Annotated in this window: 15 protein-coding genes; 7 read left to right on the forward strand and 8 right to left on the reverse strand. The window is 41.1% G+C overall.

Features of this window, described 5'->3' with window-relative positions; genetic code table 11:
- Window positions 1–89 precede the first annotated feature (89 nt).
- Both BQ5321_RS04865 and BQ5321_RS04870 read right to left on the reverse strand, forming a co-directional pair.
- Window positions 90–2,003 carry an FAD-binding protein gene (locus BQ5321_RS04865; RefSeq protein ID WP_071393451.1) on the reverse strand — a complete coding sequence of 638 codons (1,914 nt, stop codon included), beginning with the start codon at window positions 2,001–2,003 and terminating at the stop codon, window positions 90–92.
- A gap of 269 nt (window positions 2,004–2,272) precedes the next feature.
- On the reverse strand, window positions 2,273–2,875 hold the full coding sequence (locus tag BQ5321_RS04870) for a TetR/AcrR family transcriptional regulator (RefSeq protein WP_071393452.1): 603 nt from the start codon (window positions 2,873–2,875) through the stop codon (window positions 2,273–2,275).
- Between the two features lie 728 nt (window positions 2,876–3,603).
- On the opposite strand from BQ5321_RS04870, the gene BQ5321_RS04875 reads away from it, so the two are divergent.
- On the forward strand, window positions 3,604–5,679 hold the full coding sequence (locus BQ5321_RS04875) for an S-layer homology domain-containing protein (RefSeq protein WP_071393453.1): 2,076 nt from the start codon (window positions 3,604–3,606) through the stop codon (window positions 5,677–5,679).
- Between the two features lie 365 nt (window positions 5,680–6,044).
- Here BQ5321_RS04875 and BQ5321_RS04880 read toward each other — a convergent pair whose 3' ends face one another.
- Window positions 6,045–7,607 (reverse strand): sensor domain-containing diguanylate cyclase, encoded by a 1,563-nt coding sequence (locus BQ5321_RS04880; RefSeq protein ID WP_071393454.1) that lies wholly within the window; start codon window positions 7,605–7,607, stop codon window positions 6,045–6,047.
- A gap of 803 nt (window positions 7,608–8,410) precedes the next feature.
- Between BQ5321_RS04880 and BQ5321_RS04885 the strand changes: the two genes are divergently transcribed.
- Window positions 8,411–10,885, forward strand: coding sequence for an S-layer homology domain-containing protein (locus tag BQ5321_RS04885; protein WP_071393455.1), 2,475 nt, complete (start codon window positions 8,411–8,413; stop codon window positions 10,883–10,885).
- 111 nt (window positions 10,886–10,996) lie between these two features.
- Here BQ5321_RS04885 and BQ5321_RS04890 read toward each other — a convergent pair whose 3' ends face one another.
- The gene (locus tag BQ5321_RS04890) at window positions 10,997–11,446 is read right to left on the reverse strand and encodes a hypothetical protein (protein ID WP_071393456.1); all 450 of its coding nucleotides are present in this window, start codon (window positions 11,444–11,446) and stop codon (window positions 10,997–10,999) included.
- A gap of 316 nt (window positions 11,447–11,762) precedes the next feature.
- On the opposite strand from BQ5321_RS04890, the gene BQ5321_RS04895 reads away from it, so the two are divergent.
- Window positions 11,763–12,842 carry an S-layer homology domain-containing protein gene (locus BQ5321_RS04895; RefSeq protein WP_071393457.1) on the forward strand — a complete coding sequence of 360 codons (1,080 nt, stop codon included), beginning with the start codon at window positions 11,763–11,765 and terminating at the stop codon, window positions 12,840–12,842.
- Window positions 12,843–12,986: 144 nt separating this feature from the next.
- Here BQ5321_RS04895 and BQ5321_RS04900 read toward each other — a convergent pair whose 3' ends face one another.
- Both BQ5321_RS04900 and BQ5321_RS04905 read right to left on the reverse strand, forming a co-directional pair.
- Window positions 12,987–14,276 (reverse strand): S-layer homology domain-containing protein, encoded by a 1,290-nt coding sequence (locus tag BQ5321_RS04900; protein ID WP_071393458.1) that lies wholly within the window; start codon window positions 14,274–14,276, stop codon window positions 12,987–12,989.
- A 372-nt stretch (window positions 14,277–14,648) separates the two neighbouring features.
- Complete coding sequence (locus tag BQ5321_RS04905) at window positions 14,649–16,109, reverse strand: N-acetylmuramoyl-L-alanine amidase (RefSeq protein WP_071393459.1); 1,461 nt, start codon at window positions 16,107–16,109, stop codon at window positions 14,649–14,651.
- 318 nt (window positions 16,110–16,427) lie between these two features.
- On the opposite strand from BQ5321_RS04905, the gene BQ5321_RS04910 reads away from it, so the two are divergent.
- The 4 genes from BQ5321_RS04910 (at window position 16,428) to BQ5321_RS04925 (ending at window position 23,118) form a co-directional block, all read left to right on the forward strand.
- The gene (locus tag BQ5321_RS04910; protein WP_071393460.1) at window positions 16,428–18,101 is read left to right on the forward strand and encodes a S8 family peptidase; all 1,674 of its coding nucleotides are present in this window, start codon (window positions 16,428–16,430) and stop codon (window positions 18,099–18,101) included.
- A 189-nt stretch (window positions 18,102–18,290) separates the two neighbouring features.
- Window positions 18,291–18,857, forward strand: coding sequence for a transposase (locus BQ5321_RS04915; RefSeq protein WP_071393461.1), 567 nt, complete (start codon window positions 18,291–18,293; stop codon window positions 18,855–18,857).
- Window positions 18,858–19,100: 243 nt separating this feature from the next.
- Window positions 19,101–21,053 carry an S-layer homology domain-containing protein gene (locus tag BQ5321_RS04920; RefSeq protein ID WP_071393462.1) on the forward strand — a complete coding sequence of 651 codons (1,953 nt, stop codon included), beginning with the start codon at window positions 19,101–19,103 and terminating at the stop codon, window positions 21,051–21,053.
- Window positions 21,054–21,270: 217 nt separating this feature from the next.
- Window positions 21,271–23,118: an S-layer homology domain-containing protein gene (locus BQ5321_RS04925; protein ID WP_084786645.1), complete on the forward strand. Its 1,848-nt coding sequence runs from the start codon at window positions 21,271–21,273 to the stop codon at window positions 23,116–23,118.
- Between the two features lie 115 nt (window positions 23,119–23,233).
- Here BQ5321_RS04925 and murJ read toward each other — a convergent pair whose 3' ends face one another.
- Window positions 23,234–24,748 (reverse strand): murein biosynthesis integral membrane protein MurJ, encoded by a 1,515-nt coding sequence (gene murJ / locus BQ5321_RS04930; RefSeq protein ID WP_071393464.1) that lies wholly within the window; start codon window positions 24,746–24,748, stop codon window positions 23,234–23,236.
- 132 nt (window positions 24,749–24,880) lie between these two features.
- Complete coding sequence (locus BQ5321_RS04935) at window positions 24,881–26,050, reverse strand: glycosyltransferase family 4 protein (RefSeq protein WP_071393465.1); 1,170 nt, start codon at window positions 26,048–26,050, stop codon at window positions 24,881–24,883.
- Window positions 26,051–26,059: the final 9 nt, after the last annotated feature.

Genomic DNA, 26,059 nt, shown 5'->3' on the forward strand with positions numbered 1-26,059 from the left:
GCTATACTTTTCTTGGCCAATAGGAATAACTCCCGCAAATCACGGGAGTTATTTTTTATGATAGAGAAGAGGTCAACTTCTTTATCCACTTACTTATTTAAAGCGTGGGCTGCAGCATTTTCTCCTGCGATACGGCCAGAGTTCATGGCGAAGCCCATTGTTAAGCCTTCTACATCGGGATAGGTGTTGTCATACATACCACCTGCATCTGAGCCTGCTACATAAAGCCCCGGAATTGGCTGGCCGTCAGCCTTAACAGCTTGAATATCTTCGTTAATGCGTACGCCACCGATTGAGCCGTATACTGAAGCTTTCACACGAATAGCATAATAAGGTCCTTTTTGTACATTATATTGTAGGTATTCAGGTTCCTTATAGAAGGTAGTATCCTTCCCATCTGCAACGGCTTTGTTATAGGTTTCAATACTTGAAGCTAGCTTTGCTTCATTCATTCCTGTTAGCTTTGCCAATTCTTCAATTGTATCAGCTTTGTACACAACATCTTCTGCTATTAACTTATCTAAGTCTTCTTGAAGGGTAGGAAGGGGATCTATCGTAATATCGATGCTATTACCGCCACCCATATGCATTAATCCGTCGCCATTCATTTGGTAGGCGCCCGTCATATTAATGCCATTTTGAGCAAATTGATCAATGCTGCCTTGATCAACAATGGTAAAATATTCACCACCTGCAGAATATGCAGCGTTACCCCAAAGTACATTATCATAAACTATACTTTCGTTGGTGAAACGAGTACCTTCCTTATTCACCCATAGTAAAGGCACATCTTTTACCTGTGAAACAGTATTATCGATATATCTGTCAAAAATCGATTTGGAGCCAGCGAGGTCACCTAAGTGAATTTGAACAATACCGTCACCTAGTTCGTCAGCACCTGCCTTCCATGCCATTTTGACACCTTCACCTTGGTTTGCAATTCCAAAATAATTATATTCATTAAGTCCAGATTTTTCTTTTAACATGTCTGCATCTCCACCAAAACCACCTGCGGAAATTATTACAGACTTAGCATGAACAGTTAGCTTTCCGCCATCCTCTTTTGTAGCGATTACGCCTGTTACATTGCCATTGCTATCCTGAATGAGCTCTTCACCAGTTGTATTCAGCATTAGCTTTGCATCATATTTCTCTTGTATCATGTCATATGCTTTTGGAAAGTCTTCTTTTGAGTTCGTCCACATATGATACGTTTTTGGTGAATCAGCATGCATTTTTTGGTTAATACCTAAGCTTAAACGTAAGCCAATCCCATTATTCATCAGCCAATCAATTGTATCTCCTGATTTATCAATAATCGCCTTCATTAACGGACCGTTTCCACGATAATGATTATATTCCTCCAAATAGTTATAAAGCCATTCAGAGGTAACGTCCTGTCCTAATTCCTTCTGCAGGGAGGATTCCGTGGCGAATAATCCCATCCCTGTTGTCGCCATGCCACCAACCTGTCCGGTTTTTTCCAGAATTAATACCTTTGCACCTGCTTCAGCGGCCGCAATGGATGCACCGGTTCCGGCTGTTCCGGCACCGATTACAACTACATCAACAGTTGTTTCTTCATCGGTTCCAGTTTTTGCTACTTTTTTCATCTCATCGGTATTGACACCTGCCTGTTGCAATGCCTTTGTTACGGCAGCTATTACAGCTTTGCTAGTAACGGTTGCTCCTGATACGGTATCTACCTGTACTGTTTGACTAGCTAATATTTCCTCTTGAAGCTTTTGTGCTGCTTCAATACCAAACTCCTCTGACTCTTGAGAAGCATCGATTTGTAAATCGATTATTTTCCCTTCCTTGTCCACTTCCACGGTTGCCTTGATATCACCCAATCCTTTTTCAGTTGCAGTATATGTACCAGCAGTAATCCCTGCTGATTCAGTGCTATCACCGCTGCTAATATCATTATTTGTGCCGCAGCCGGCTAAGAAGAGGGAGAACAGTAGAATAGATGCAAGTACGATTTGATACATCTTTTTCATCGGTTATACGCTCCTTATCCTGTTGATGAATCTATGAAAGATATTCATAGATTCTTAAATCAAAGCATTAAAGCGTTCTTTTTCGAAAAAGAATTTCGCTGACCCCGGTCACTGATTAATTCTAAACCTTTCCAGATAAAATTCAATTACAAACAATGGAAATTCAATAATAATTCATTTTTGTTTGACTACTAAAAAGGAAAAAGGTTGTAAAATGAACATTAAAGGTGAAAAAGTAAAAATAATAGAATGACACTATGTTACATTTATCACAAACTATTCGCTGCCTTTGTCATATCTAGGAAGGCTCGAACTGCTTGCAGACCATACTGGACAATATCATAATCCCCATTATGATTCAGCCAATCAATCATAATACCGTAAATAAATGCCTGCAGATATTGAGATAATTGTTCTGTTGAGATATCGCTTCTAATTTCTCCTCTACTCTTTCCGCAATCAAGTATTTTTCCTACCATATTTGCATGTAGATGGGCCTTAACTAAATTTGTATCAAAATGTTCATCTATGATTATTTTTAAAAAGACTCTTGTAAAATCAACTCCCTGTTCTTGGATTGTAATCATGTAGCGCTTAATATATTCAAGTATTTGCTCAAATGTAGTATGGTTTTCATCTAGGAGTATTTTTTCGAACATATTTTCATTGATATCAGCTAAAATTTTTATTAGAATATCTTTTTTTGATGAAAAATGGGTATAAAAGGTTCCTTTAGCAACCTCACATATTTGGCAGATTTCACTAATTGTTACATTGTCATAGCCTTTTTCAATAATTAATTGAATAGACGTTTGTAACAGATGCTCCTGAGTCTGCATTGCTTGAAGATCCCGTTTCGTTAATTCCTTCACGTAAACCCCTCCACATATTCAATAGTTTTCCTACTATCATTAATATTCTCTTTTCGAAAGAAAATCAATACTGAAAAGGAGGATGAGGAGGAGGTTCTCTTGTTTATATAATGATTAAGAAGCTATTGCAGATGAAATGAATTACAGTTTAATGGATTAATGTAAAGATGACGGCTAGAAGTAAAGTAATGTTAGCGGGAAATTGATGAAAGTTTGTAAAGGGAATAGAAGCTTTTGAAACAAAAAATTAGAATAAAAAGGAAGAAATATCTCAATGGCTTACCAACCACAGTTTCCATTCAATACTATTTTTCCCTTTTTATTCTCCCTTATATTATATAAATTCTCAATTAAGAACACAAGGGTAATTTGTTAGAAAATTTTAAAACTTTATCTATTTGCTTTAAAATATATGATATTGATAGTTATTTAGTACTACTGAATAAATGGAATGCAAATAAGTTCTTTATAGAGAATGAATGGTAGAGTTTTAGAAGGCATATTTAAGAGGATCGTATGGATGTAGAAAGCAGTATAGTCCGGTAATATAGTGATACTGTCTGATATAGGAAGTCAATATTTTTTGAAAATTGTAACGAATAGTTCACAGGTAATTCATGGCAAAAGGAGAAAGATAGGAATAAAATGTAGGTAGAAAGGTCTGGTAATGATTATGGGAGTTAACGCCTATAATTCTATTATAATAATGTTAATAGGAGGGAAGAACGATGAGGTTAGTTGTACTATTGTTATTTAGTATGCTGGCATTCTTTCCAACAGGAGCATTTGCAGATGATTTTGATGCCCAGACCATCCTAGAAGGCGATACGGAAGTAGTTGGTTTTGAATCGGCAAGTGACATGATATGGTTAAAGGTTGATGTGGACGAGGACCAAGGTTTACTGCTGGATTTCACGGATGTACCAAGAGATTTGGTGTACAATGTGTATCTATATGATGGAAATCCATATGATGGTCATATACTGACATATGATTATTATTTTTCCGGCAATCAGTTTCTCGCCTATAAAGTCGATCATGCAGGTTCTTATTATGTGAAAATGGAACCAGAGGAGTTTGCGTCAGGTGAATTTGATGTTACTTATACAACGACAGAGCCAGACCAAAATGAACCAAATGATGTGTACACAAAAGCGATAGTGTTGGATGAAAATGAAACTGAAACGTTAACCTTGAATGCTCCAAACGATGTCGATTGGTTCAAGGTTCAGGTGGAACAGGACCAAGGGATACTGCTTGATTTTACAGGAGTACCAGATGATTTAGTCTACAATGTGACTTTATTTGAGGAGGAAGCATTGCAAGGTGTTGAGGATCCAGATGATGCTGAATACTTAGTCTCTGATTATTATTTTACCGGCAACCAATTTTGGAATCATAAGGTTCTGAAAACGGGTGCGTATTATATTCGAATCGATGTTGGGGATGATAATTGGTATTCTGAGGATTATTCAACCGAGCCTTTTAACATTAAATTTACAACCAGTATAGGTGAAGGCGATCAAAATGATGACTATACCCAGGCGCTTGAATTGAAGACTAAAGAAACCTTTACCCTCAATTCACCGAATGATATTGATTGGTTCAAAATACAGGTGAATCAGGATCAAGCCATGGTACTAAATGTAGCGGATGTACCAAATGGAATGGAATATGACTTCACTCTGTATGACGGCAAGGAGCTTGAAAAAGCAGGCGATCCTGAGCGTGTTCAATATTTAACCACTGAATATTATCTTACAGGAGAGCAAACCTTAACACACAAGGTTCTGAAAACAGGTACGTATTATATAAAAATAAACCCATCTGATGAAAGCACCTATTCCACTTCATTTTCAACAGAAGTGATCACATTAAATTTAACGACCAATACCCCTGATGCAAATGAACAAAATGACAGCTACAAACAAGCGACCCTTTTGGAGGGTCAGGATACCATGTCATTAAATGCTTGGAACGATATAGACTGGTTTAAGGTGGCTGTTGAGAAGGAAAAGCAGCTCAAGCTAGGCTTCTCCGAGGTTCCAGCGGGAGTTTCATTTAGTGTATATGTCTATAAAGGTTCTGAGCTGGAAAAATTTGAAGACCCTGAACGCGTTGAAGTGATTTTTAGGGAATATTATATTGATGAAGATATGGATTTTACGATTGATGTTCCTGAGAGCGGTGAATACTATATTCTTATTACTTCAGATAATGAAATTTATGAAACAACTGTCCCTTGGACTACCGCTTGGAGAATAAAGGATTTAAATAAGGCTCCTATGACAAATTTCACTGATGTAGCGGCAAAATATCAGGATGCGGTTGATTTTATGGTGTTAAAAGGAAACCAAGGATTTTCTGAAACGTTATTTGGAACCTATGATAATATTAAACGGGTGGACGCGGCTATCATGCTTGTCAGGGTGCTTGGTCTTGATATCGAATCTGCACCTGACTCTGGATTTACGGATGTACCAGGCCGTGCCGTCAAATACATCAATGCACTGAAACAAGCAGGAATCACAAGTGGAAAAACGGCGACAACGTTCGATTCTCAAAGCTCCATTACACGTGGCGAACTGGCCATTTGGATTCAAAGAGGCTTTGACCTTCAAGCGAATAATAAGGCTCTAGCCTTCACAGATGTGGCAGACCGTTATAAGGAAGCAGTAGAAGCCTTAGTCAGCAATAGCATCACAAGTGGAACCTCCCAAACAACCTTTGGTACCACCGACTTTGCCAAACGTGGAGACTATGCAATATTCCTGCTACGCTCTGATATGGCCATGACAAAATAACCGTGACCCTTGTGAAAACAACATAACTGTATTCAATGTGAATAAAGGACAAGCCTTGGTAGTAAATCACTCAACCAAGACTTGTCCTTTTCATTAATCAAATTCGTCCGTCGAATTTGCGTCCGGATTTTTATCGAGCTCGCTCGATAAATTACCTTTAAAAAATCGCAAGACTCGCCGGAGGCTTAACTTCATTCAGCAGAAGTGGAGGACTTCTGCTGAATGAAGTTAAAACAGATGACTAGGCTCTGGGGTACCGCGTTAAAGCATTGGGGGACAGTCCCCCGATGCTTTAGAGAGATGCAACGTTAACGCAGCGGGGGACTGACCCCCGCTGCGTTAGTGTGGTAAAATGATCTTCTTTTTTAGCTGAATTCATAGATGGTGGTTTTGTTTTTGCCTTCTCGTTTGGATTGGTAGAGGGCTTTGTCAGCTCTTTTAATAATGTCCTCTGGGAACTTGTCTTCTTTTTGAAAGGTGGAGATGCCTAGTGAGATCGTGATCGGGTAGCCGGCCGGACTAGGTGTGTAGGCTAGCCTAAGGCGCAGGCGCTCTGCCAATGCGTAGGCATCCTCAACATCTTTATTCCTTAGTAAGATGGCAAATTCCTCTCCGCCATAGCGGTAGCAGAAATCTTCCTTTCTAGACACGTCTTCCATAATGGAAGCAATAAATCGCAAAACATCATCACCGACTAAATGTCCCTGCTCATCATTAACTATTTTAAAGTTATCAATATCAATCATTATCAATGAAAATGGTGTTCTTCGTAAAATCAAATCGTTAATTTCTAAATCAAAGGACCTGCGATTGGCTAATCCGGTGAGACCATCCTGCTGAATCTGTTTATTTAATAATTGGAAATGCTTCTGGATATGCTGGTACAGCTGCTTAACTTCATATATGTAGGATTTGATTTCCAAATGCGGAAACAAATGATCTGGTTTGTTCGAGTAAATGGCCTCCTCTGAGTACCTCGCTAATCGATTAATAGGCTTCGCCAGGTGATTAGTAAACAGCCATGCAAGCAAATAGATTAACAATAGGAGTGGAAGTGAACGAATAATAATTTCTTCCGTTAGGCTTTGTAAAGGTTTATTAATGACAGAGGTAGGTGTTTGAGCCACAATGCCCCACCCTGTCTGCTCGACATAAGCATAACCTGAAAAATATTCCATCCCTTTACTATTGATAATTTCAGCAGAGCCGCTTTTTCCTTGAAGGACTTCTTTTACAAGTGGATGATTTGCCACGGAATCATTTACACGGCTTACATCAGGATGATAGATAATCGTCCCAGAGCAGTCAACAACAAAAACAGAGGATTCATCATGAAACTCGTGGTGATTCAGAATCCGCTTCAACGAGCTATCGCTTTCTAAGTAGATGGTTCCGTCGACAACGCCTTTATAGGTGCCATTCTGATCAAATATTGGATAGGAGATTAGGACAACGAGATTTCCGGATTGTGCGATATAGGGGTCAGAGACAAAGGGCTCCTGTTTTTTTAATGCTTGCTTCATCAAATCTGTTGTGATTTGGACACCAGGCCGCATGCTACCTTTTTTATTAGAGATTGCCTGTGGGGTCATTAATTGAACCACGCCGTTCTCATCGGTAGTAAAAATGGAGTTGAAATAACCGGCATTGGCTTCCATCCAGCTATCCAAATCAGCTTGACTGATTTCCTGTCTACCAAGGATGTGGGCTAATGTCTCGAGGTTTTGCTGCATGTTGAAAAATAAATCACTCGTACTCAGAGCCACTTTTTTCGCATAACGATAATTATTCTCGAGGTAATTCTCTGTTAAGGTGTCTCGTAAGGCTTCGACAGACAAATACCAGTTTACAATAGTCGTACTGCACACAATAAAGATAGCCAACAAACTGATGGCAAATTTTAGCTTAATCCCCTTTTTTATCGACATATATGTGTCCCCTTTCGCTGCCTTAAAACACCTATATAGTATAATTTTACCAGACATGAACATAGGTTAATAGTCATAATTGACTATATGAGAGATTTTTAACTTCATTCAGCAAATGCTTTTTGTACCGAAAGCTTGCGACAGGTACAGAAGTCCTCCACTTCTATAAGTGGGGGGATGAATGCAAATGGAAATTCGATTCAGTGGGGGACAAACCCCGGCTGAATGAAGTTAAGCCTCCGGCGAGTCTTGCGATTTTTTAAAGGTAATTTATCGAGTGAGCTCGATAAAAATCCGGACGCAAATTCGACGAGCGAATTTGACCAAATAAATCTTATGATATTTCTACTTGCAGCAGCATGGAACCTTCTTCAACCATTAGGCTAGGAGGGAGGGATGGGTTGTTTCTATATAGAAGAGAGCCGTTTTATATCACGATAAATGTTCTTTAATGTGTGTGGCTTAGTATGAGGAAACTTGCTGAATGCTTGTTACAAAGGGATTCTAACGATTAACATTGGTGTTTTATCAGTGACTATTTTAAAAAAATACCATTTGGATAAAATAGGAAAAAGTAACTCGAGCCTTAGTAGAATAGGGATTCTACATATAGATTATGGATATTCATGGTTTGACATCCAATGACTAGTTGAACAGACGGAATCTACCAAAGACATGAGTCTTTTATCCTGTTATGATTGGTTCATAGCTTGATTGACACACAGTGTTCACAACTTACAAGTTAATTAAGCTTTTAATCTACTAACAAAAAAACTAACAAACACATTGGAGGAATCATATACATGACTAAAAACTCAAAATCAATGAAGAAATTCCTAGCAACTGCAACTGCAACAACAATCGTAGCGGGAGTCGTTGCTCCTATGGCATTGGCTGCTAACTTAACAGATATCGACGGACATCGTCATGAGGAAGCAATCAACGCTTTAGTTGAAAAAGGAATTATTTCTGGTTATGAGGACAATTCATTCCAGCCAAACAAGGTAATCACTCGTGCTGAAGGTGCGATCATGATTGCACGTGCACTTGGATTATTAGATGGTAAAGATATTCCGGAAAATAATTTCTCCGATGTTGGTGAAAATTCTAAAGCATATGAAGCAATTGTAAAATTAGCTGATTTAAATATCGTAAGTGGTTTTGGAGATGGCGTATTTGCTCCAAATAAAGAAATTACTCGTGGCCAAATGGCCAAATATATTGCCAATGCCTATAAGCTTGAATTAGGTGACGGCAAAACAGCTTTCCCTGACGTAGCTGAAGATGCTCAACTTTCACAATATGTTGATGCGATTGCAGACGCAGGAATCGCTGGCGGTTATGAAAATGGAAACTTCGGTTATAATGACCATTTAAAACGCGGCGATTTTGCGAAAATGGTTTATAATGCGGAAAACCTTGAAAAAGTAGAAGTAACTCCTGCAGTAGAAAGCGTAAAAGCACTTAATGCGAAGCAAATCAAGGTTGAATTTAATACAGCACTGGCAAAAGACACGACAAAAGCACAATTAGAGACTGCTTTCTCCCTAGAAGGGAAGGAAATTGTAGCGGATACAACTGAACTTTCTGAAGATAGAAAAACTGTTATCTATACTTTAACCAATACAGAGGTTGATAATGCAATTTTAACCATCCAACCTTTAAATACAGAGTTGACTGATGAAGACAATGAACCGATTCAAACAGAAAAGTATGTTTCATTATTATCCTATGATGATGTAGTGGCTCCTTCCGTAACGGAAACAACATTCGATAACTATAATGAGGCTGGAACAACTGCAGATGCTACCATCTCATTTGACGAAGCTTTATCAACAGTAGGTACAGTTTCAATTAATGGCGTTGAAGTGGAGATGGATTTTGAAGCGGGTGCTAACTCGGTGAAGCTTGAAGCTTTAGAGGTTGGAAAAACCTATACGGTTGATATCGTAGGTGCGAAGGATATGGCAGCACCAGCGAACAAAGCTGAGCATTTAACATTATCATTCACAGTGTCTGAAAAAGAAGTGGATTCAACGATTCCAACGGTTTCAACTTCAACGAATGGAAATAAGCTAGCTCTTACGTTCTCTGAGGAAGTTTCAAAAGGAAAAGTAACCATTGGCGGTGTGGAAGTAGAAGCAGGTGATTTGACATCTACTGATGATAAAACTTTTGTCATTGATGTACAGAAAGCTAATGAAGGTGCGTTCTTTGCGAACAATAAGAACTTCTTTACTGCTGAGGTTGTTGTAACTGGATTTACAGATGGTGAAAATGAAATGGAAGATGTGAAATTTAATTCTACTTTCACGGCTGATAATACAGCTGCAACATTAGCAGGTGCGACTGCATTAGAAAATGGAAAGCTAGTACTTGAATTCAATGAAGAAGTACAAGAGTCAACGATTGAAGAGTTAACGGTTAAAACGATCGATGGAATTTATCAAAGTGTGAATACTTTAGAGGTAACATCCGCTTTACACCCGGTTGTTAACGGTGAGAAGGTACTAAATAAATTAGAGCTTACGCTTGATGAAGAAACACAATTAGTAGTTGGTAAAAAGTATGTAATGGAAGTTGCTAAAGAGACAGTTTCAGATAAGTATGATAATACGAATGATGATGCTATTAGCTTTAACGTTGTACGTCCAGCTGCCGCTGGTGCTGAAGCTGGTGAAGTCATCACAACAACGATTACGGAAGATAAAAATGTCATTGACATTGTGTTTGCTAATACCGATAAAGATGGAATGAGTGATTCCGTTTTAGATGCGGCAAACTATACAATCGGTGGTAAAGTGTTACCAGCTAATACGGACATTAAATTTGTTGATAATAAAAACAAAGTTCGTATTACATTACCAGAAGCGTTTGTTACAGTTAATGGCGAGTTTACATTTGTAGCTTCCAACTTAACAGATGCATTTGGAAATACGCTTGCGAAAAATGCCAATAAAGCAGAGCTTTCATTAACCGAGAATGTGGCTCCTACAGCAACTGGATTAACTGTTAACGGAAGTAATGAGGTTGTGGTAAGCTTCTCAGAAGCCATCCTATCCAATGATTTAGATGCAGATGAAAAGGAATTTGAAGGAATCACAGTTAAAGTTAATGGTACAAGTGTTACGGCTGACATGAAAGCTGAGGCTGGAAATTTAGTCATCGGTTTAGATGATGCCATCACGTTAACGGATAAAGTAACAGTTGAATTTGACAATGCAGAGCTAACGGATGCAAATGACAACCAAGTGAAGAATGTCATTGTAAATAACTAATTTGATTCATACCGTTACAAAATAAGGGGACTGTCCTGCAGCGCTTTAAAGCACTGGGGGACAGTCCCCTATTCCTTTAAAGTAATAAAGCGAAGCTTCATGATCCAAATATTATTGATTGTTTCCATATAGCTCTTTGTAGGCGATGATTTTCAAGGCCATGAGCTCTTCTTCGCTGAATTCGCTTGAATACTGCTGGATGATTTCTTCCTGTGTTACCGTACCACTTTTTGCTTTTTGAACAATATCATTTAACTCTGTAATCCCGACTCGGTCAACGACGACTTTCGCTGCTTCTTCCTTTGTATCAAATGGAAGCTGCTCTGTAGTGGTTTGGTTTTGCAGGTATTGACGGGCTTCAGGGTTCGTTTCTACTTCTTTTATAAATGAAACAAGGTCTGGGTTACTTTTCACCATCTCTTTTACTTCATCCATTTTACCGGAGGATTCCATTTTCTCGGTAACCTTCTCAATAGCATAATCCTTCCCAAAATGGTAAACACCAAAACCGACAGCCAGCACAATAACAACCGGAATTAAAATCCACTTCACAAACTTCATTTTGATTCTCCTTGTAGCATAATAGTTAATAGCTGAATTTCCGTTGATGTAGAAATCTAGGTTTCATTCTAACAAATAATGAAGAAAAAAGCTTTTTATATGACGAATCATTTAACGCATTAAAGCGGCGGGGGACTGTCCCCCGCCGCTTTAAATTGGTAAAGGAATCTGGATGGGAAATAAATGAAAACCAAAAGGAAAATAATGTTAAAATATAAATAATGCCGTAGAAAGGTGATTTTGATATTGTTTTCTATTATATAATGGACTTGAAGGATATTTTTTCCTTTGATTAAGAAAGGGGGAAGGGTGGAAGTTGAAGAAAGCTAGTTTCCTAGTTTTATTGGCTGTTTTGGTATTCAGTGGTTTTGGAGGCAGTGCTTTCGGTGCTGGCGCTACATTCTCGGACCTCACGGAAGAGCATCGATTTTTTGATGAAATGGTGTATTTAGAAGAAGAGGGAATAATTACTGGTTTTCCTGATGGTACATTTCGACCGGAGGGAGTGGTGACAAGAGGTGCTGTTGCCATTATGATTGGGAGAGCACTGGATTTAAACGGCGAACAGCGTGCAACGAAGTTCACAGATGTTGGACCAGGACAGGCTGCCAGCGGCTATATTGCGTCAGCGGTTGAAAAGGGTATCATTCAAGGCTATCCAGATGGAACCTACAAACCAAATGAAACGGTTACGAGAGGACAAATGGCGATTTTCTTATCAAGGGCTTTTGAGCTTACTGTTGAAGTCGATGCTCCTTTTAAGGATATTTCACCTTCCATGATCAGCTACCCCTATATTAAAAGAATTATCGCCGAAAACCTGACACAGGGCTATCCAGACAATACGTTCCGTCCGAATGACAAAGTAACAAGAGCCCAATTTTCTGCATTCCTAGCGCGGGCACTAAACGATGATTTTAAGGTTGAGTTGCCTGTTTCATACGTCAAGGATATCGATAATATCTATTATTATCACTCCAGTGAAAATGGAGAATTCTCCTATGTTTATGCGGATGAAGAGTATCCAGACTGGAATCTTTGGAATGTGAATGATGAATTTGGCGGCTCCTATCAAATGGTTGAAAGACAGGATGAGGAGGGCTATAAAGTTGGTGCTCCTTACTCTGAATATCAGTTAGTGCTTGCGAAGCCTGTCGAGATTGGAACGGTATGGGATATTGAATATGGAGATGAAATCCTGGCAAGCTACGTTATTACATCTACAGGTCTGACCCTGACCACCCCGGCCGGAACCTTTACAGATGTAGTAGAAGTGAAGGACAAAACAGGCCTGGTGACCTATTTCGCGCCAAATCTCGGAATGATTAAGGCAGTAAACGGCGAAGAAACCTTACTTGAACTAACAAGAATTATTGTTCCATTTGTAGAGCAATAACATTGGCTTAACTAATAAAGTGAAAAAAAGGGACAGTCCCCTCAGCGCGTTAAAGCGCTGGGGGACTGTCCCCCACTGCTTTAAAGGGGTAAAATCCATTCTCATTCAAAGCAGTATCCTCTTTATTCTCTTTTTCACAGTACCCTATTTAAAGCTATCATTCAACGCGCGTGACAGCATAATTGAGAATTCGGCTCTTGTGATATAATCATTCGGCTTGAAGGAGCCGTCGTTGTAGCCGATGGTGATGCCATTTTCAGCAAGGGTGCTGATATAGGCGGCAGCCCAGTAGTCGCTGCTGACATCGTTAAAGCTCCTAGCTCCCGTACCCTTCAATTCGAAGGCTTGGACTAAAACCTTAGCCATTTCCGCACGTGTTAAAGGATTCCCCGGATTAAATAATTGATTGTTACCAGCAAAAACGCCTGCCTCTGTCATTTTGGCGATCACATCATAGCCAAAGGTGTGATCATTGACATCGGTGTAGTTTGGATTTGGAGCCGAATCATCGCTATAGACAATGGCTCGGTTCAGCATGATTGCACTTTGAACACGAGTAATCAAGTCATTCGGTCCAAAGTTGCCGTTCACATAGCCAGCAATAATTCCTTTTTCAACTAAATATTCAATCTCTTCCTTTGCCACCTCTGGAATGTCATCGTTAAAGCTGGCTTGCTTTTTCACATTGATGGCCTTCCAAAAGTCATTGGCAATCGCTAAATATCCAGCTTGGTTTGGATGAATATCCTGAATATTTGGCAGGTACCCAAGAGCATTTTTTGCAATAGAATCGGCGGTAGGCACAAAGGTTGCTCCAAACGGCTTACTCACATTGGCAATGACTTGATTTAATGCATCCAATAATGGTACAAACTGCTCCTTATAAGGACTAGGCAGAATCGGAAATGGATTATAATAGCCCATCACGTAAATTTCCGCAGTTGGGTTCAGTGCTTTTATTTTGGCAAAAATGGATGTAAGGTTTTGCCCGACTGTAGTGATACCAGCAGTAAGCTCCTCCTGATCATAGGTAACCTTGAGCTCCTCGCGGTCAATCTCGATTAGCTGCAAAAGATCATTGGCCCCGGCATCAATCGTAATGATTTCGGCATTTTTAATTTCGTCTTGAATGGAAACTCCGTTCTTGACGATGTTGCTCTCAATATCGTTCAAAATCTGAGTGGTTGTATAGCCGGAAACAGCAAACTGCTTAGTAAAGCTGGATAGCACCCCAATTTTACTCAGCTGGCTGCCAAGATAATCGGTGTAGCCTTTTCCGATTGTTTTATCATAAGACTGTCCGGCTGCAAGCGAATCCCCTAGTGCTAAATAATCGACTTTTGTGTCAGCACCCTCCGCTGAAGCAACAGGAGCGATGAGCAACGACAAGGCTATGGCAAGTGACAAGCTAAGGTTGGTACGTTTTCTCCGCAATTCAATTCCCCCATTTTTTCTATAAATAACGTTGTTATATTCGCTATGTAAAAAGCAAACTCCTTCTCAACCTAATAAAATTTAAATAGTATAGAAAATTCATCGGGGTTTGCTAGAATGACTGATAGGATAATTTGCCTAGTGTTAGCAAAAGACGAATAAGCAAATTTGAATATTGAATGGTAGCTGTTTTATTATGAGTAAGCATGATTTAGTGTCCTAAGTGATATAGATTTCGCTTTAGTGCATTAAACCACTGGGGGACAGACCCCCAGCGCTTTAAAGCGCTGATGGGTCTGTCCTCTTTTTTTATGTGTAGGTGTGTAGGCCGATACTAAAAAGTCCCACACTTTGTATGCGGGACTTTTCACATTATTTACTATAGTAGCTTTTGATTCCTCTGAAAATTGCTTCAGCGAATAGCTCTTGGTACTCTGGTGAGGTGAGCTTTGCTAGGTCACCACTGTTTGAGATAAAGGCAAGCTCGACGAGGACACTTGGGATATGTTGCTCGCGAATCACGAGGAAGCTGTTATCCTTTGCGCCGCGGTCCTTTGTCCCGATTAGGGCGATGAGCTGCTTTTGAATTTCAATGGCCAGCTCTCTGCTTTCTGCACCGTTTTCGTTTTTGGAGGTATCATAGTAAGTTTCGGTTCCTGAAGCACTTGGTGTTGCCGCATTGGTATGGATGCTGACAAACATCTCAGAATGGTTGTTGATGGATGTTTGGACGCGACCATCTAGTGTTGGATAGGTGTCAGACGATCTCGTCATCACCGTTTTTGCTCCGGCACTTTTCAGCTTTTGTTCCACAAGCTTTGCTACGGCCAGCGCAATATCCTTTTCATAGATATCACCATTCACAGCGCCAACATCCTTGCCGCCATGTCCGGCATCAATCGTAATAATCCTATTTTGCAGGACACTGCCTGATGTATTTTTCAACTTTAAGTACGTTTTATGGACATACCCCGTTTTATTATTGTAAGTAACTTTTGCCCAAAAGCCATCGATGCTGTGAACGGTTACGACCGCGTTTTGCGGGATAGCCGTCACGAGACCATAGCTGCTGCCTGGACCTGAACGCATATTTAAGACATCGGCTGTTACTTCACCGGTTAATCCTGTTGCTGGAGGAGGTGTAGGGGTAGGCTCTGGATCTGGTTCCGGCTTAGGTGCTGGAGTTGGATCCTGTGCCGTTACTTTAAACCTATCATCCAATGCACGGCTGATAAAAGCAGATAATTCGGCTCTTGTTACATTTTTCCCTGGTTCAAATACATTTCCATTTCCATTTGAAATCCGCTCGTTATAAAGGGTTTGAATATACGAAGCAAACTGATAGGTGGAAGGAACATCTGTGAAGACTGTTTTTGAACTTTGTGATTTTTCCAGGTCAAATGCATTTACAATGATTTTACTCATTTGACCGCGTGTCAAATTGACGTTCGGCCTGTATGTATTATCGTCATACCCGCTGATAATTTCAAGCTGGGCAGCTCGTTCAATATAGCCTGAGAATTGATTTCCTTTGATATCGGAAAAAGAAGGCTTTGAAGGGGTAGATTCCTTTTCCTTTATTGCATTAATAATCATTTTTGCGGCCTGGCCACGTGTGACAGGGTCCGTAGGTTTAAACTGATTCCCCTCATACCCGCTAATGATTTGATTTCCATACAAGTACTCGATTTCTTCCTTCGCCCAATAGTTATCGGCTACATCAACAAATATACTTTTGGCATGAACGTTTTGGCCCTGCTGAAAGCCATATAGACCAAGCATCGTTAAAAAAAACATACTGATGCTTACCATTATTTTGCCGTACTTCGACATTTTTCTGCTCCTCTCCTCAAATTTCTTCTATCAGTTTACCAAAAGTTAAGCACTGATACTAGTATCTTCGGTATCAATCTATGAGTCACCGTTTTATTACTATAGGATGTGTGGTTATGAGATTAGACGGGTGAGAATTTTGTAGAAAAGGATAGAATCGGTGGTGTTTTTTTGAAAAAAAAGCCTTGTAGTACCTTGTAAAGCATTTTTTATATGAAAAAATATTTGCTTGATATTTTAGTAGATGCTCAATAACTTACAGCAATAGTGTATAATTAGCTAAAGTTAGTATGTAAATTAAATGGAAGGGGGATCGGCGTGTTTAAAAAAAGATATGTTATTAGTTTCCTATTCTTGTTTCTAGTGCTCATTCCTTTTAATGTAAGTAGTGAGCAGCTAACTGAACGAGTCATTATCATATTTAATCATGAGATAGATTATAGCTTATTAGAAAATAAAGAGATAGAGGTACATCATCTTTTTGAGGAAATGGATGCAGCTTCGGTCACGATTCCGGCTGAATGGAAGGATAGTCTTCTTGAACGTGCCAATATTCAGTTAATTGAACCGGACCCCGAGGTGAAAACGACGGCCCAAATCATGAGCTGGGGCTATCATTCACTTGGTTTGGAGCAATTTAAGCAAACTGGTTTTACAGGAAAAGGGGTAAAAATCGGGATCTTAGATACCGGTGCTCGAATCGATCATCCAGATCTTCGAATTGCCGGTGGGGCTGTGTTTGTCCAAGGCGCCTCCTCCTATCAGGATGATAATGGTCATGGTTCCCATGTTGCCGGTATTATTGCCGCACAGGATAATGCGATTGGTGCGATTGGGGTTGCGCCGGATGCCGAAATTTATGCGGTGAAGGTTTTGGATAAAAAAGGAGAGGGCAATCAATCCGATGTCGTGAAAGGGATTGAATGGGCGATGGCTCAGGGGCTCGATATTATTAATCTGAGTATTACCTCGCAAAATGGCTCGTATCTGCTAGAAGAGGCATTGAAAAGGGCTGAAAGTCAAGGGATTATCGCAGTGGCCGCTTCAGGGAATTATCCTACAGCGCTCTATCGTAATTTAAATGTATTGTATCCTGCCCGTTATCCTACCGTGCTGGGAGTCGGGTCTGTAACATGGGAGCAAAACCATTTTGCTCGCTCATTATTTTCTTATTTTGGACAGGATTTGGATTTTGTTGCTCCTGGAGAAGAGATTTACAGTACCTATAATGGTACTGGACAAACTGAATACGGAGAGTTAACGGGTACTTCGATGGCGTCACCGTTTGTTGCCGGTATGGCCGCTTTGTATATGGAGGCCTATCCGAATTTAAATTCGAAGCAGATTAAGATTCATATGGAAAAATCAGCTGAAGATTTAGGTGCGCAGGGAAAGGATATGGAGTACGGCTATGGTTTGGTTCAGCCGCCCTTTAGCAAGGATGTCGTGAATGTATTCCCGGATGTGGCGGATGACAGTTGGTATACAAAAGAGGTAAGTGATTTGTTTATGAAGGGGATTATCAGCGGGAATAAGGATGGGAATTTCAATCCTTATAGTCCGATTACCCGCGCTGAAGCGGTGACGATGATTGGCAGAGCGTTGAACTACTCTGGTATTCAGGCGCCTACCAAGTTTTCGGATGTACCTTCCGGGCACTTTGCTTCAGGCTATATCAATAGCACGACGGAAGCGGGAGTGATTACTGGATTTTTAGATGGGTCATTTAGACCGAATCTTCACATTATTAGAGGAGATGTCGCCGTCATTCTCCAGCGGGCCTTCGGGCTACCGGATGCGACATCCAGTCACTTCTCAGATGTCGCCGATCAAAAGCATTATTTTAACGCAATCAACAGCCTAGCTGAACAACAAATTACACAAGGATACGAAGACGGCAGCTTCAAACCAGACCTCAACATCACCAGAGCCCAATTCAGCGTCTTCCTATCCAAAGCCATAACCAAAGGGACTGCCACCTCACCGCACTAACGCGATGGGGGACAGTCCCCCATTGCGTTAGTGCGGTAAAGGGTTGGGGGACTGTCCCCCAACCCTTTAAAGCGTCAAAGTGATAGTTGTTGTAGAATAATTTTTTGTGCTTTGTAAAGGAAAACCACTGTTCATGTCGAATTATGATTGATGGAATCATCTTTTTCACATAACGGAGGTGCATTTATAGTGTCAAGAAAACCGAGAATATACTATCCGAGTGCAATCTATCATATTACGGACCGTGGGAATCGTTGTGCCGCACTGTTTTATGATGACTGGGATAGGAGAAAGTATCTAAAAGTAGTTAAGGAAGCTCAAACCTTATATCCGTTTCATCTCCACTCTTATTGTCTAATGACAAACCACATTCATCTTCAATTGGAAACCATCAATCATCATCCGCAAAAAATCATGAGTATGATAAACACCCATTACGCTATTTATTTTAATAAACGCTATGAATTGATCGGGCATGTATTCCAAGGACGCTATAAAGCGAATCTAATTGATTCACTTCAATATTTCTTAGAAGCGAGTAAGTATATCCATCTGAACCCGCTCGAGGCGGAAATGGTTCTCTCTCCGGAAAGCTATCCCTGGAGCAGCTACAAAGCGTATCTCTCACCTCAACATCCTGACCCACTTGTTACAACTAATAAAATTCTATCTTATTTTCCAGAACCCCAAATTGAAAACTATCGGTCTTTTGTGGAGGAAAAAACGCTGATTAAAGGTGAGGGCTTAAGAGTTTAATGCATTAAAGCGCTGGGGGACTAAAGCGCTGGGGGACAGGCCCCCAGCGCATTACCGTATTAACGTGTTGGGGGACTGTCCCCCAGTGGTTTACTGTGTTAAAGTGACATGATTAATACGCCTATTTTCTGTCAGGGTTACCAGTTTTTCCACCAGGCTGTTCTGTCAAGGGATAGTTATTTTTATGTTAGAATAATAGTAGAACTTTGAGAGGTTCATAGGTTTATAGAGTAGGAGGTAGTTATGAGAAAGAAATTTATCGGTGGATTACTTGGTTTTCTGGTGGTAGCTGGTAGTTTGTTCAGTTTCCAACAACCGTCGACAGCATATGCCGCAGATGATATCACTGGCATTACATTGGAGAAGGAAATGCGCGCGATGGCGGAGCGGGGGGTAATGAAGGGCTACGATGATGGATCCTATCAGCCGTTCACCCATGTAAGCAGAGGGCAGTTTGCTACCCTCATATCTCGTGCGCTCGACTTACCGGAAGGTCCAGCAAAATTCCCGGATGTGCCGAACCATTCACAGCTGGCCTCTGGCATTAACAGGGCCAGTGCAGCTGGTATTGTCAATGGATATACGAACGGAAATTTCGGTATGAGTGATGAAATCACACGTGACCAAATGGCGAAAATGATTGATAATGCGCTGGTCTATTTAAAGGTGGAGAGAAAAGCTGCTCCATTAAGCTTTAAAGATGCATCATCCATCGGAGACACCTTCAAGGAGGCCGTGGCACACGCCGTATATGATGAGATTGTCAAAGGGAAGCCCGTTGGCACAGATGTTTATTTTGAGCCGAAAAAAACAGCAACCCGTGCCGAAGCGGCTGCCTTTATTTATCGGATGCTACGGACCGCATCCCCTGAATATAACATCGCAACCATCGACAGCAATCAAAATCTAATCCCAGGTCAGACTGTTTACTCAAGCCTTGCCGAGGCAAATAACGCAATATCAAGCCCAGAACAGGTGATTACAAGGAATGATAAGGTTGTAAAAATGACGGCTGGACTCGTCTATTCGAAGCCACCATTTGGAAGTCAGCTGACTAACATTTATAAGGACCAAAATTTTACCAGTAGCATGACCTACGTGAATGCCAACCAGGAAATGGAGTACCTGGAATCAACAGATGATTATGTCAAAATAAGCATCGCTGGAACTATTGCTTATGTGAAGCATCGCGAAGTGAGCTTAATCCCAACACAGCAGGTCAAAGGGAAAAGCTATTACGAGGTTGATCAAGCCGGGAATTTACTTCACCGGATTTATAATCCGGCAGACAATACGTATGAGTCAGCTTATATTAGTGGAAAAGCTCCAACCTTTTTAACAGCCGGAGCTCGTTATTATAGCCAGGATGGCGGTGTGTTTACCGATGCAAATGGGCAAGAGGTTGGGACAGCCTATCCTTATTTCAACTACCTGCCGGCCCGCACCGTAACAAACTACACTGGTGAAGAGTTCAATCAATATATCCAATCTCGATTGGCAGAGGTAGAGGCACTATATAATTCTGATCCCAAAACATATAAGGACTTTAAGGATGCGACTAAGATTAGTAAAATCATAGGCTTAGGTTCTTATATAAAAGAAGCGGAATCTAAATATAAAATTAATGGTTTAGTCATTCTATCCATGGCGATGCATGAAAGTAAGTATGGGATGAGTTTTTATGCGCAGGACCGGAACAATTTGTTTGGCTTAAATGCAGTAGACAATAATCCAGATGAAGCCGATGCGTTTGACTCAGTAGAGGCTTCTATTGATGCGTTAGCGACGGAATTTTTAAATAAAAACTATATTAATCCGTTGGGAAGATACGCAAATGGAGCAGTACTTGGCAATAAATCACGTGGATTTAATGTCATGTATGCATCAGACCCTTATTGGGGCCAAAAAATAGCCGGCCATATGTACCGCGTCGATCAATACCTTGGCGGAAAGGATTTCGCTCAATACCAAATTGGAGAAACAAAAAGCAACAACCTAAATGTCCGCAGTACGCCGGTTGTGGAGGAATCGAATCTGCAATTCAGCTATAAAGCCTATGGAATGCCAGTAGCCATCCTCGACACCATGACTCAACCAGACGGTTCTATCTGGCACAAGGTCCTATCCGACCACATGGATTACAATGAAGCCTTCATTTACTCCGTACATGTCCAAGACATGCCAATCGCTAAATAAAATAAAATAAACCTTGGGGACTGTTCTTCACCGCTGTAAAGCGCTGGGGGACAGTCCCCCACTTGTTTAAAGGGCTAAAGCATTGGGGCGGCTTTGATCTTTTGGATTCTATCCAAAATATATTAGTATTTTTAGACGAAAATCGACAAAATGGTGGGGTTTCTTATGGTAGAATAGTAGTGATATTTTGCTATTGTTTGTAAAAGTTGGGAGGACCATGATGAAAAGGAAGAGGGTTGGCGTGCTGGGAAGCATGTTAGCGGCATGCAGTTTATTATTTTTTACGGAAATGACAGCTTCGGCTAACGATGACATAACAGGGATTACCTTAGAATCGGAAATGCGTTCAGTGGTGGATCAGGGGATTATGCAAGGTTATGGTGACGGTATCTATAAGCCTTTTACAGAGGTGACTAGAGGTCAATTTGCTGCACTCTTAGCCCGGGCATTGGAGCTCCCTGAAGGTGAACCACAGTTTTCAGATGTACCGCAAACATCGAAGCTTGCTAATGAAATCTATAGCGCAAGTGCAGCAAGGATTGTTAAAGGCTATGAGAATGGTAACTTTGGGATCAATGATAACATTACCAGAGAACAAATGGCCCAAATGATAGACAATAGTTTAGATTTTTTGAATGTTAAAAGAACTGAAGCACCGCTAAATTTTACAGATGAATCTAGCATCAGTAAAACTTTTAAAAGAGCTGTTTCTCGTACGGTGTATGATGGAATTGTAAAAGGGAATCAGAAGGAAAATGGCACATACGACTTTTTACCAAAAAAGACGGCTACACGGGCTGAAGCAGCTGCTTTTATTTCGCGTATGCTTCATACATATAAAGAGTTCATTGCACAGGGGCAGGATGGTCAGCCAATACCCCCTGTCGAAGAGCCACCGGTGGAGCCAGAGCAGCCACCCGTTGATTCGGACAAAGGCTGGGTTCAAGAAGGTGGGAATTGGTACTTTATCCAGGAGGACGGAGCTATGCATGTTGGCTGGCTTGAGGATGAGGGGAAATGGTACTATTTTAACAATGATGGAAAAATGATGACAGGCAAACACACGATTAGCGGTGTTGTCTATGAGTTCAGCGCTAATGGAGTGCTAAACAAAGGTTCTGTTACGACAAGTACAAGATATAATATTTCTTTACAGGAAATGATTAACAAGCAACTGTCGGTGCTGCCGAAAACTGATAAATATCGCAATGACAAGACGTATGTTCATTCGGATTATATACAGCTAGAGCTTGATCCGATAAACTCTGCAGCTGGAACCGCATTGACAGGAACTGTCACTACAGCATCGTTAAATGTTCGGGAAGGAAACAGTGAGGAATATCGTGTTGTTGGAACACTGAAAACAGGAGATACCGTTAACATCTTAAGCGTTGCCGATGAGTGGTATGAAATTTCCTATGGTGCGTGGCGTTATGCAAAGCCTGAGGACGTTGCTTATTATGTGAACCCTGAGAATTTCCCAGCGGATTCTGCTGCTTATTATCAATTTCTATTACTCTCTAAAAATACTGGTGCTTCAGCGAATGAATTGAATAAAAAGATTCTCGCTGGTAAAGGAATACTGGACGGGAAGGGACAAGCTTTTGTTGACGCAAGCTTAAAAGAAAAGATTAATGAGCTTTACCTTATTTCACATGCATTGCTGGAAACGGGTAATGGTACCTCCCAGCTGTCCACTGGAGTACTGGTAGAGTCTGTAAACGGTAAGCCGGTTGAGCCAAAGGTTGTTTATAATATGTTTGGTATCCAGGCGAGAGATGTGGATCCAATTCGACTGGGCGCTGAGTATGCCTATCAAAACGGCTGGTTTACGCCGGAAGCGGCTATTATTGGCGGTGCCAAGTATATTGGTGAAAGTTATATTCACAATCCAACCTATCAGCAGGATACTCTTTATGAGATGAGATGGAATCCGCAGAAGCCTGGTACGCATCAATATGCAACAGATATTGGCTGGGCCTCCAAGCAAGTGAATAATTTGAAAAAGCTATATGATTCATTAAGCTGGTATACACTACATTTTGATGTTCCGGTTTATAAATAAACTTGGGAGAGGCTGACCGATAGCGGTCAGCCTCTTTTTATAAAGTCTATTTGCTGTAGTGCGTTAAAGGGGTGGGGGACTGTCCCCCACCCCTTTAACGCACTACAGCAACCTTTTATTTTCTCCTTCTTACGGTTTGAAGTAATTGTTGAAAGGCTTCGCGATAGAAGATATATAATCCCACTGCATATAGTCCTACTCCAAGTGGAATCAGAATGGCCAATTGTATCATGGCATGCCAATCAGCTATTGGAGTTAACGCATTGATTAACCATAATGGAATCGCCATAACGGCAGTTGGGATGATGACCTTCATGATGAGAGTCACCAGCTTTCTAGCTTCTCCTTTTTCAAAATCTTTATAAACGACAATGGTTGACACGGTTAGGAAATACACCGATACGACGGAGCTCGTTAAAGCCAGTCCTGCATATCCAAACGGCTCGACAAACATCCAATTCAATAGAACATTCAGCAGAATGGTGGTAACGCTGATGCGAAAGACGGTGGAGGTTTTGCCTTTAGCATACATGGATTTCGAAACGATGTATTGCAGCCCCTGCGTCACAATCATCGGTACATAATAGAGCATGGCTAAATAGGTATTATGAGTGTCTTTTTCTGTAAAAGCTCCGCGCTCATACACAAAGGAAATCGCAGGCTCACCGACTAGCGCCAATCCCACCGCTATGGGCATTAAGGTTACAAGCGAAACCTGCATCCCCATAAAGAAGGTGTTCTGAAACTTTTTTGGCTGCTCCACCTGTTCGGACAATAAGGTAAAAATAATGGCCGCAATTGTTGTCCCATAAATCGCATGCGGGACACTGACTAATAGGGAGGCGTTATTTAAATAAGTAACGGCCCCTTCGATTGTACCGGAGGCAAACATTTTATTGACGAACATATTGACCTGACCGACAACCGAGTTTAACAGGGAAGGGATCAATAACACGATAAATGCAGAGCCAAATTCCCGTTCCACCTTTAAAGTGGGGCTCCAGTGGAATTTACTTTTATGCAAATAGTAGAGCTGAAGAGCAGTTCCCATTAAAGTACCAGCAATAAATCCGTAGGCTAAACTATGAATTCCCCATTGGTCGGAAAAAAGCAGGGCAAACACAGCCCCCATCAAGGTCGCAAGTAGCTTTGAGATTTGCGAGGGGACAAACACTCTCCTTGCCTGTAAATAGGAGTCTAAAATTCCGTTCAAGGCAATCGCTGTTAAAAATAAAAAGAAAAACTGTGTGATTTCAACAGCGATTTTCTCTGTTTCCACCGTCATCGCTCCATAAATGAATGGAACAAACCTAGGAACGAAAAAATATCCCACAATCGTCAAGATAAAAAAGATCAAGACGGTTGTATTCATGATGCCATTTGCATTTCTTTCCGTTTCTGCTTGCCGTTCCTTCCGGTTTTTCACATACATTGGGAGGAAAACATTGTTAAAGCCGCCAGAAATCATGGCAATCACTAAAGTAATAAAAGAAAAGGCAAGCAAGTAACCGTCCGTATACTCATTTGCCCCAAACTGTCTGGCGATAATACTCTCACGCAAAAAGCCCGAAAGCTTCAATACCAAAGCCAGCAACGTAATCCAAATAGCCGTCTTCTTCAATCCTGACATAAAAATCCTTCACTTCCTGTATAATAACCGCAAAATACCCCATCACATTAAAGCAGTGGGGGACAGACCCCCAGTGCGGTACCACGTTAAAGCGTCGGGGGACTGTCCCCCAGCGCTGTGCTGTGCTAAAGCTTATTTTAGTGCTGCTAGATAGACTTCTTCGTATTTTTCTGCGGCGGTTAGGTGGGAGTATTGTTGTTCGATTTTTAATCTGGCTTTTTGCGCCATTTGGGCGCCCTCGTCCGGATGGTCGAGCAGTTCTATAATGGCATCCGACATCTGCTCCACGTTTTTCTCCTCGATTAGCAGTCCGTCGACACCCGGGTTGACAATTTCCTTCAGACCACCGACTGCGCAGGCTATAAGCGGAGTGCCTGAGCCCATCGCTTCGAGTGCCGAAATGGAGGTTGCTTCCTCAACACCGGCAGAATGTACACTTGGCACAATCACGACGTCAGCTAATGCGAAGTAATCCTTCACTTTTTCATGCGGCACGTCCCCAAGTAAGGTAACATTGGACTCAAGTCCATTTTCCTCGACAATTCGTTTGATTTCCGACATTTGATTGCCGTTGCCCGCATAGATTAAGCGGGTGTTCGGATGTGTTTTCAACACTGCCGGCAGCGCTAGAGCAGGATAGATAACCCCGTTTTTCTGCACCAATCTTCTCGGAACAAATAAAACCTGTTCATCAATGGAAACTCCATACGCCTTCCGTAGCTCATTTTTCCGGTCTTTATCTGGTTTGAAGCTATGAATGTCGATGAAATTTCGAATCGCAAGCCCCTCAACACCTGAAACATTCTTCACATAATCGCGAAGCCGTTGATCAACGGTGACAATTTTTCGCGTACTCTTGTAGGCTTTAATTTCGATTTCCTGGAATTTTCCAGCTTCAGGACTACCTTCAACCATCGAGCCTTTACTAATCGATTCAAATGTCGCATAGCCATGAACGGTCGAAACAACCGGAAGCCCGGCTTCAACAGCGGCCAGTGTGGAAAAAGGATCCTGAGCATGAACGATATCATAATTTTTATGTTTATTTTTTAACATTAACGACTTTAAGGCATTTTGCCGAACACGATGGGTCCATAAAATACCGCGACCCTTTTTCATTTTGTTCATCACAAAGCTTGGGCCCTGAGCGTAAAGCTTCCTGACAACCGGCTGAATATTGGAAAAAGAAAGCACATCGACTTCATGTCCTCTAGCTTCTAAACCAGCCTTCAATGTCGTCACATGGGTCGATAAACCGCCTATATGCGGATATTCATACGCCGTGGCCATCAAAATTTTCATGCTTCGTAC

Origin of the sequence: Bacillus tuaregi (assembly GCF_900104575.1) — a bacterium.
Classification (GTDB): Bacteria; Bacillota; Bacilli; order Bacillales; family Cytobacillaceae; genus Bacillus_BD; species Bacillus_BD tuaregi.

Excerpts from the sequence above, each read along its gene's own strand:
- BQ5321_RS04865 (WP_071393451.1), bottom strand. The coding sequence starts at position 2,003 with ATGAAAAAGATGTATCAAATCGTACTTGCATCTATTCTACTGTTCTCC.
- BQ5321_RS04875 (WP_071393453.1), top strand. The coding sequence starts at position 3,604 with ATGAGGTTAGTTGTACTATTGTTATTTAGTATGCTGGCATTCTTTCCA.
- BQ5321_RS04880 (WP_071393454.1), bottom strand. The coding sequence starts at position 7,607 with ATGTCGATAAAAAAGGGGATTAAGCTAAAATTTGCCATCAGTTTGTTG.
- BQ5321_RS04885 (WP_071393455.1), top strand. The coding sequence starts at position 8,411 with ATGACTAAAAACTCAAAATCAATGAAGAAATTCCTAGCAACTGCAACT.
- BQ5321_RS04890 (WP_071393456.1), bottom strand. The coding sequence starts at position 11,446 with ATGAAGTTTGTGAAGTGGATTTTAATTCCGGTTGTTATTGTGCTGGCT.
- BQ5321_RS04905 (WP_071393459.1), bottom strand. The coding sequence starts at position 16,109 with ATGTCGAAGTACGGCAAAATAATGGTAAGCATCAGTATGTTTTTTTTA.
- BQ5321_RS04920 (WP_071393462.1), top strand. The coding sequence starts at position 19,101 with ATGAGAAAGAAATTTATCGGTGGATTACTTGGTTTTCTGGTGGTAGCT.
- BQ5321_RS04925 (WP_084786645.1), top strand. The coding sequence starts at position 21,271 with ATGATGAAAAGGAAGAGGGTTGGCGTGCTGGGAAGCATGTTAGCGGCA.
- murJ (WP_071393464.1), bottom strand. The coding sequence starts at position 24,748 with ATGTCAGGATTGAAGAAGACGGCTATTTGGATTACGTTGCTGGCTTTG.
- BQ5321_RS04935 (WP_071393465.1), bottom strand. The coding sequence starts at position 26,050 with ATGAAAATTTTGATGGCCACGGCGTATGAATATCCGCATATAGGCGGT.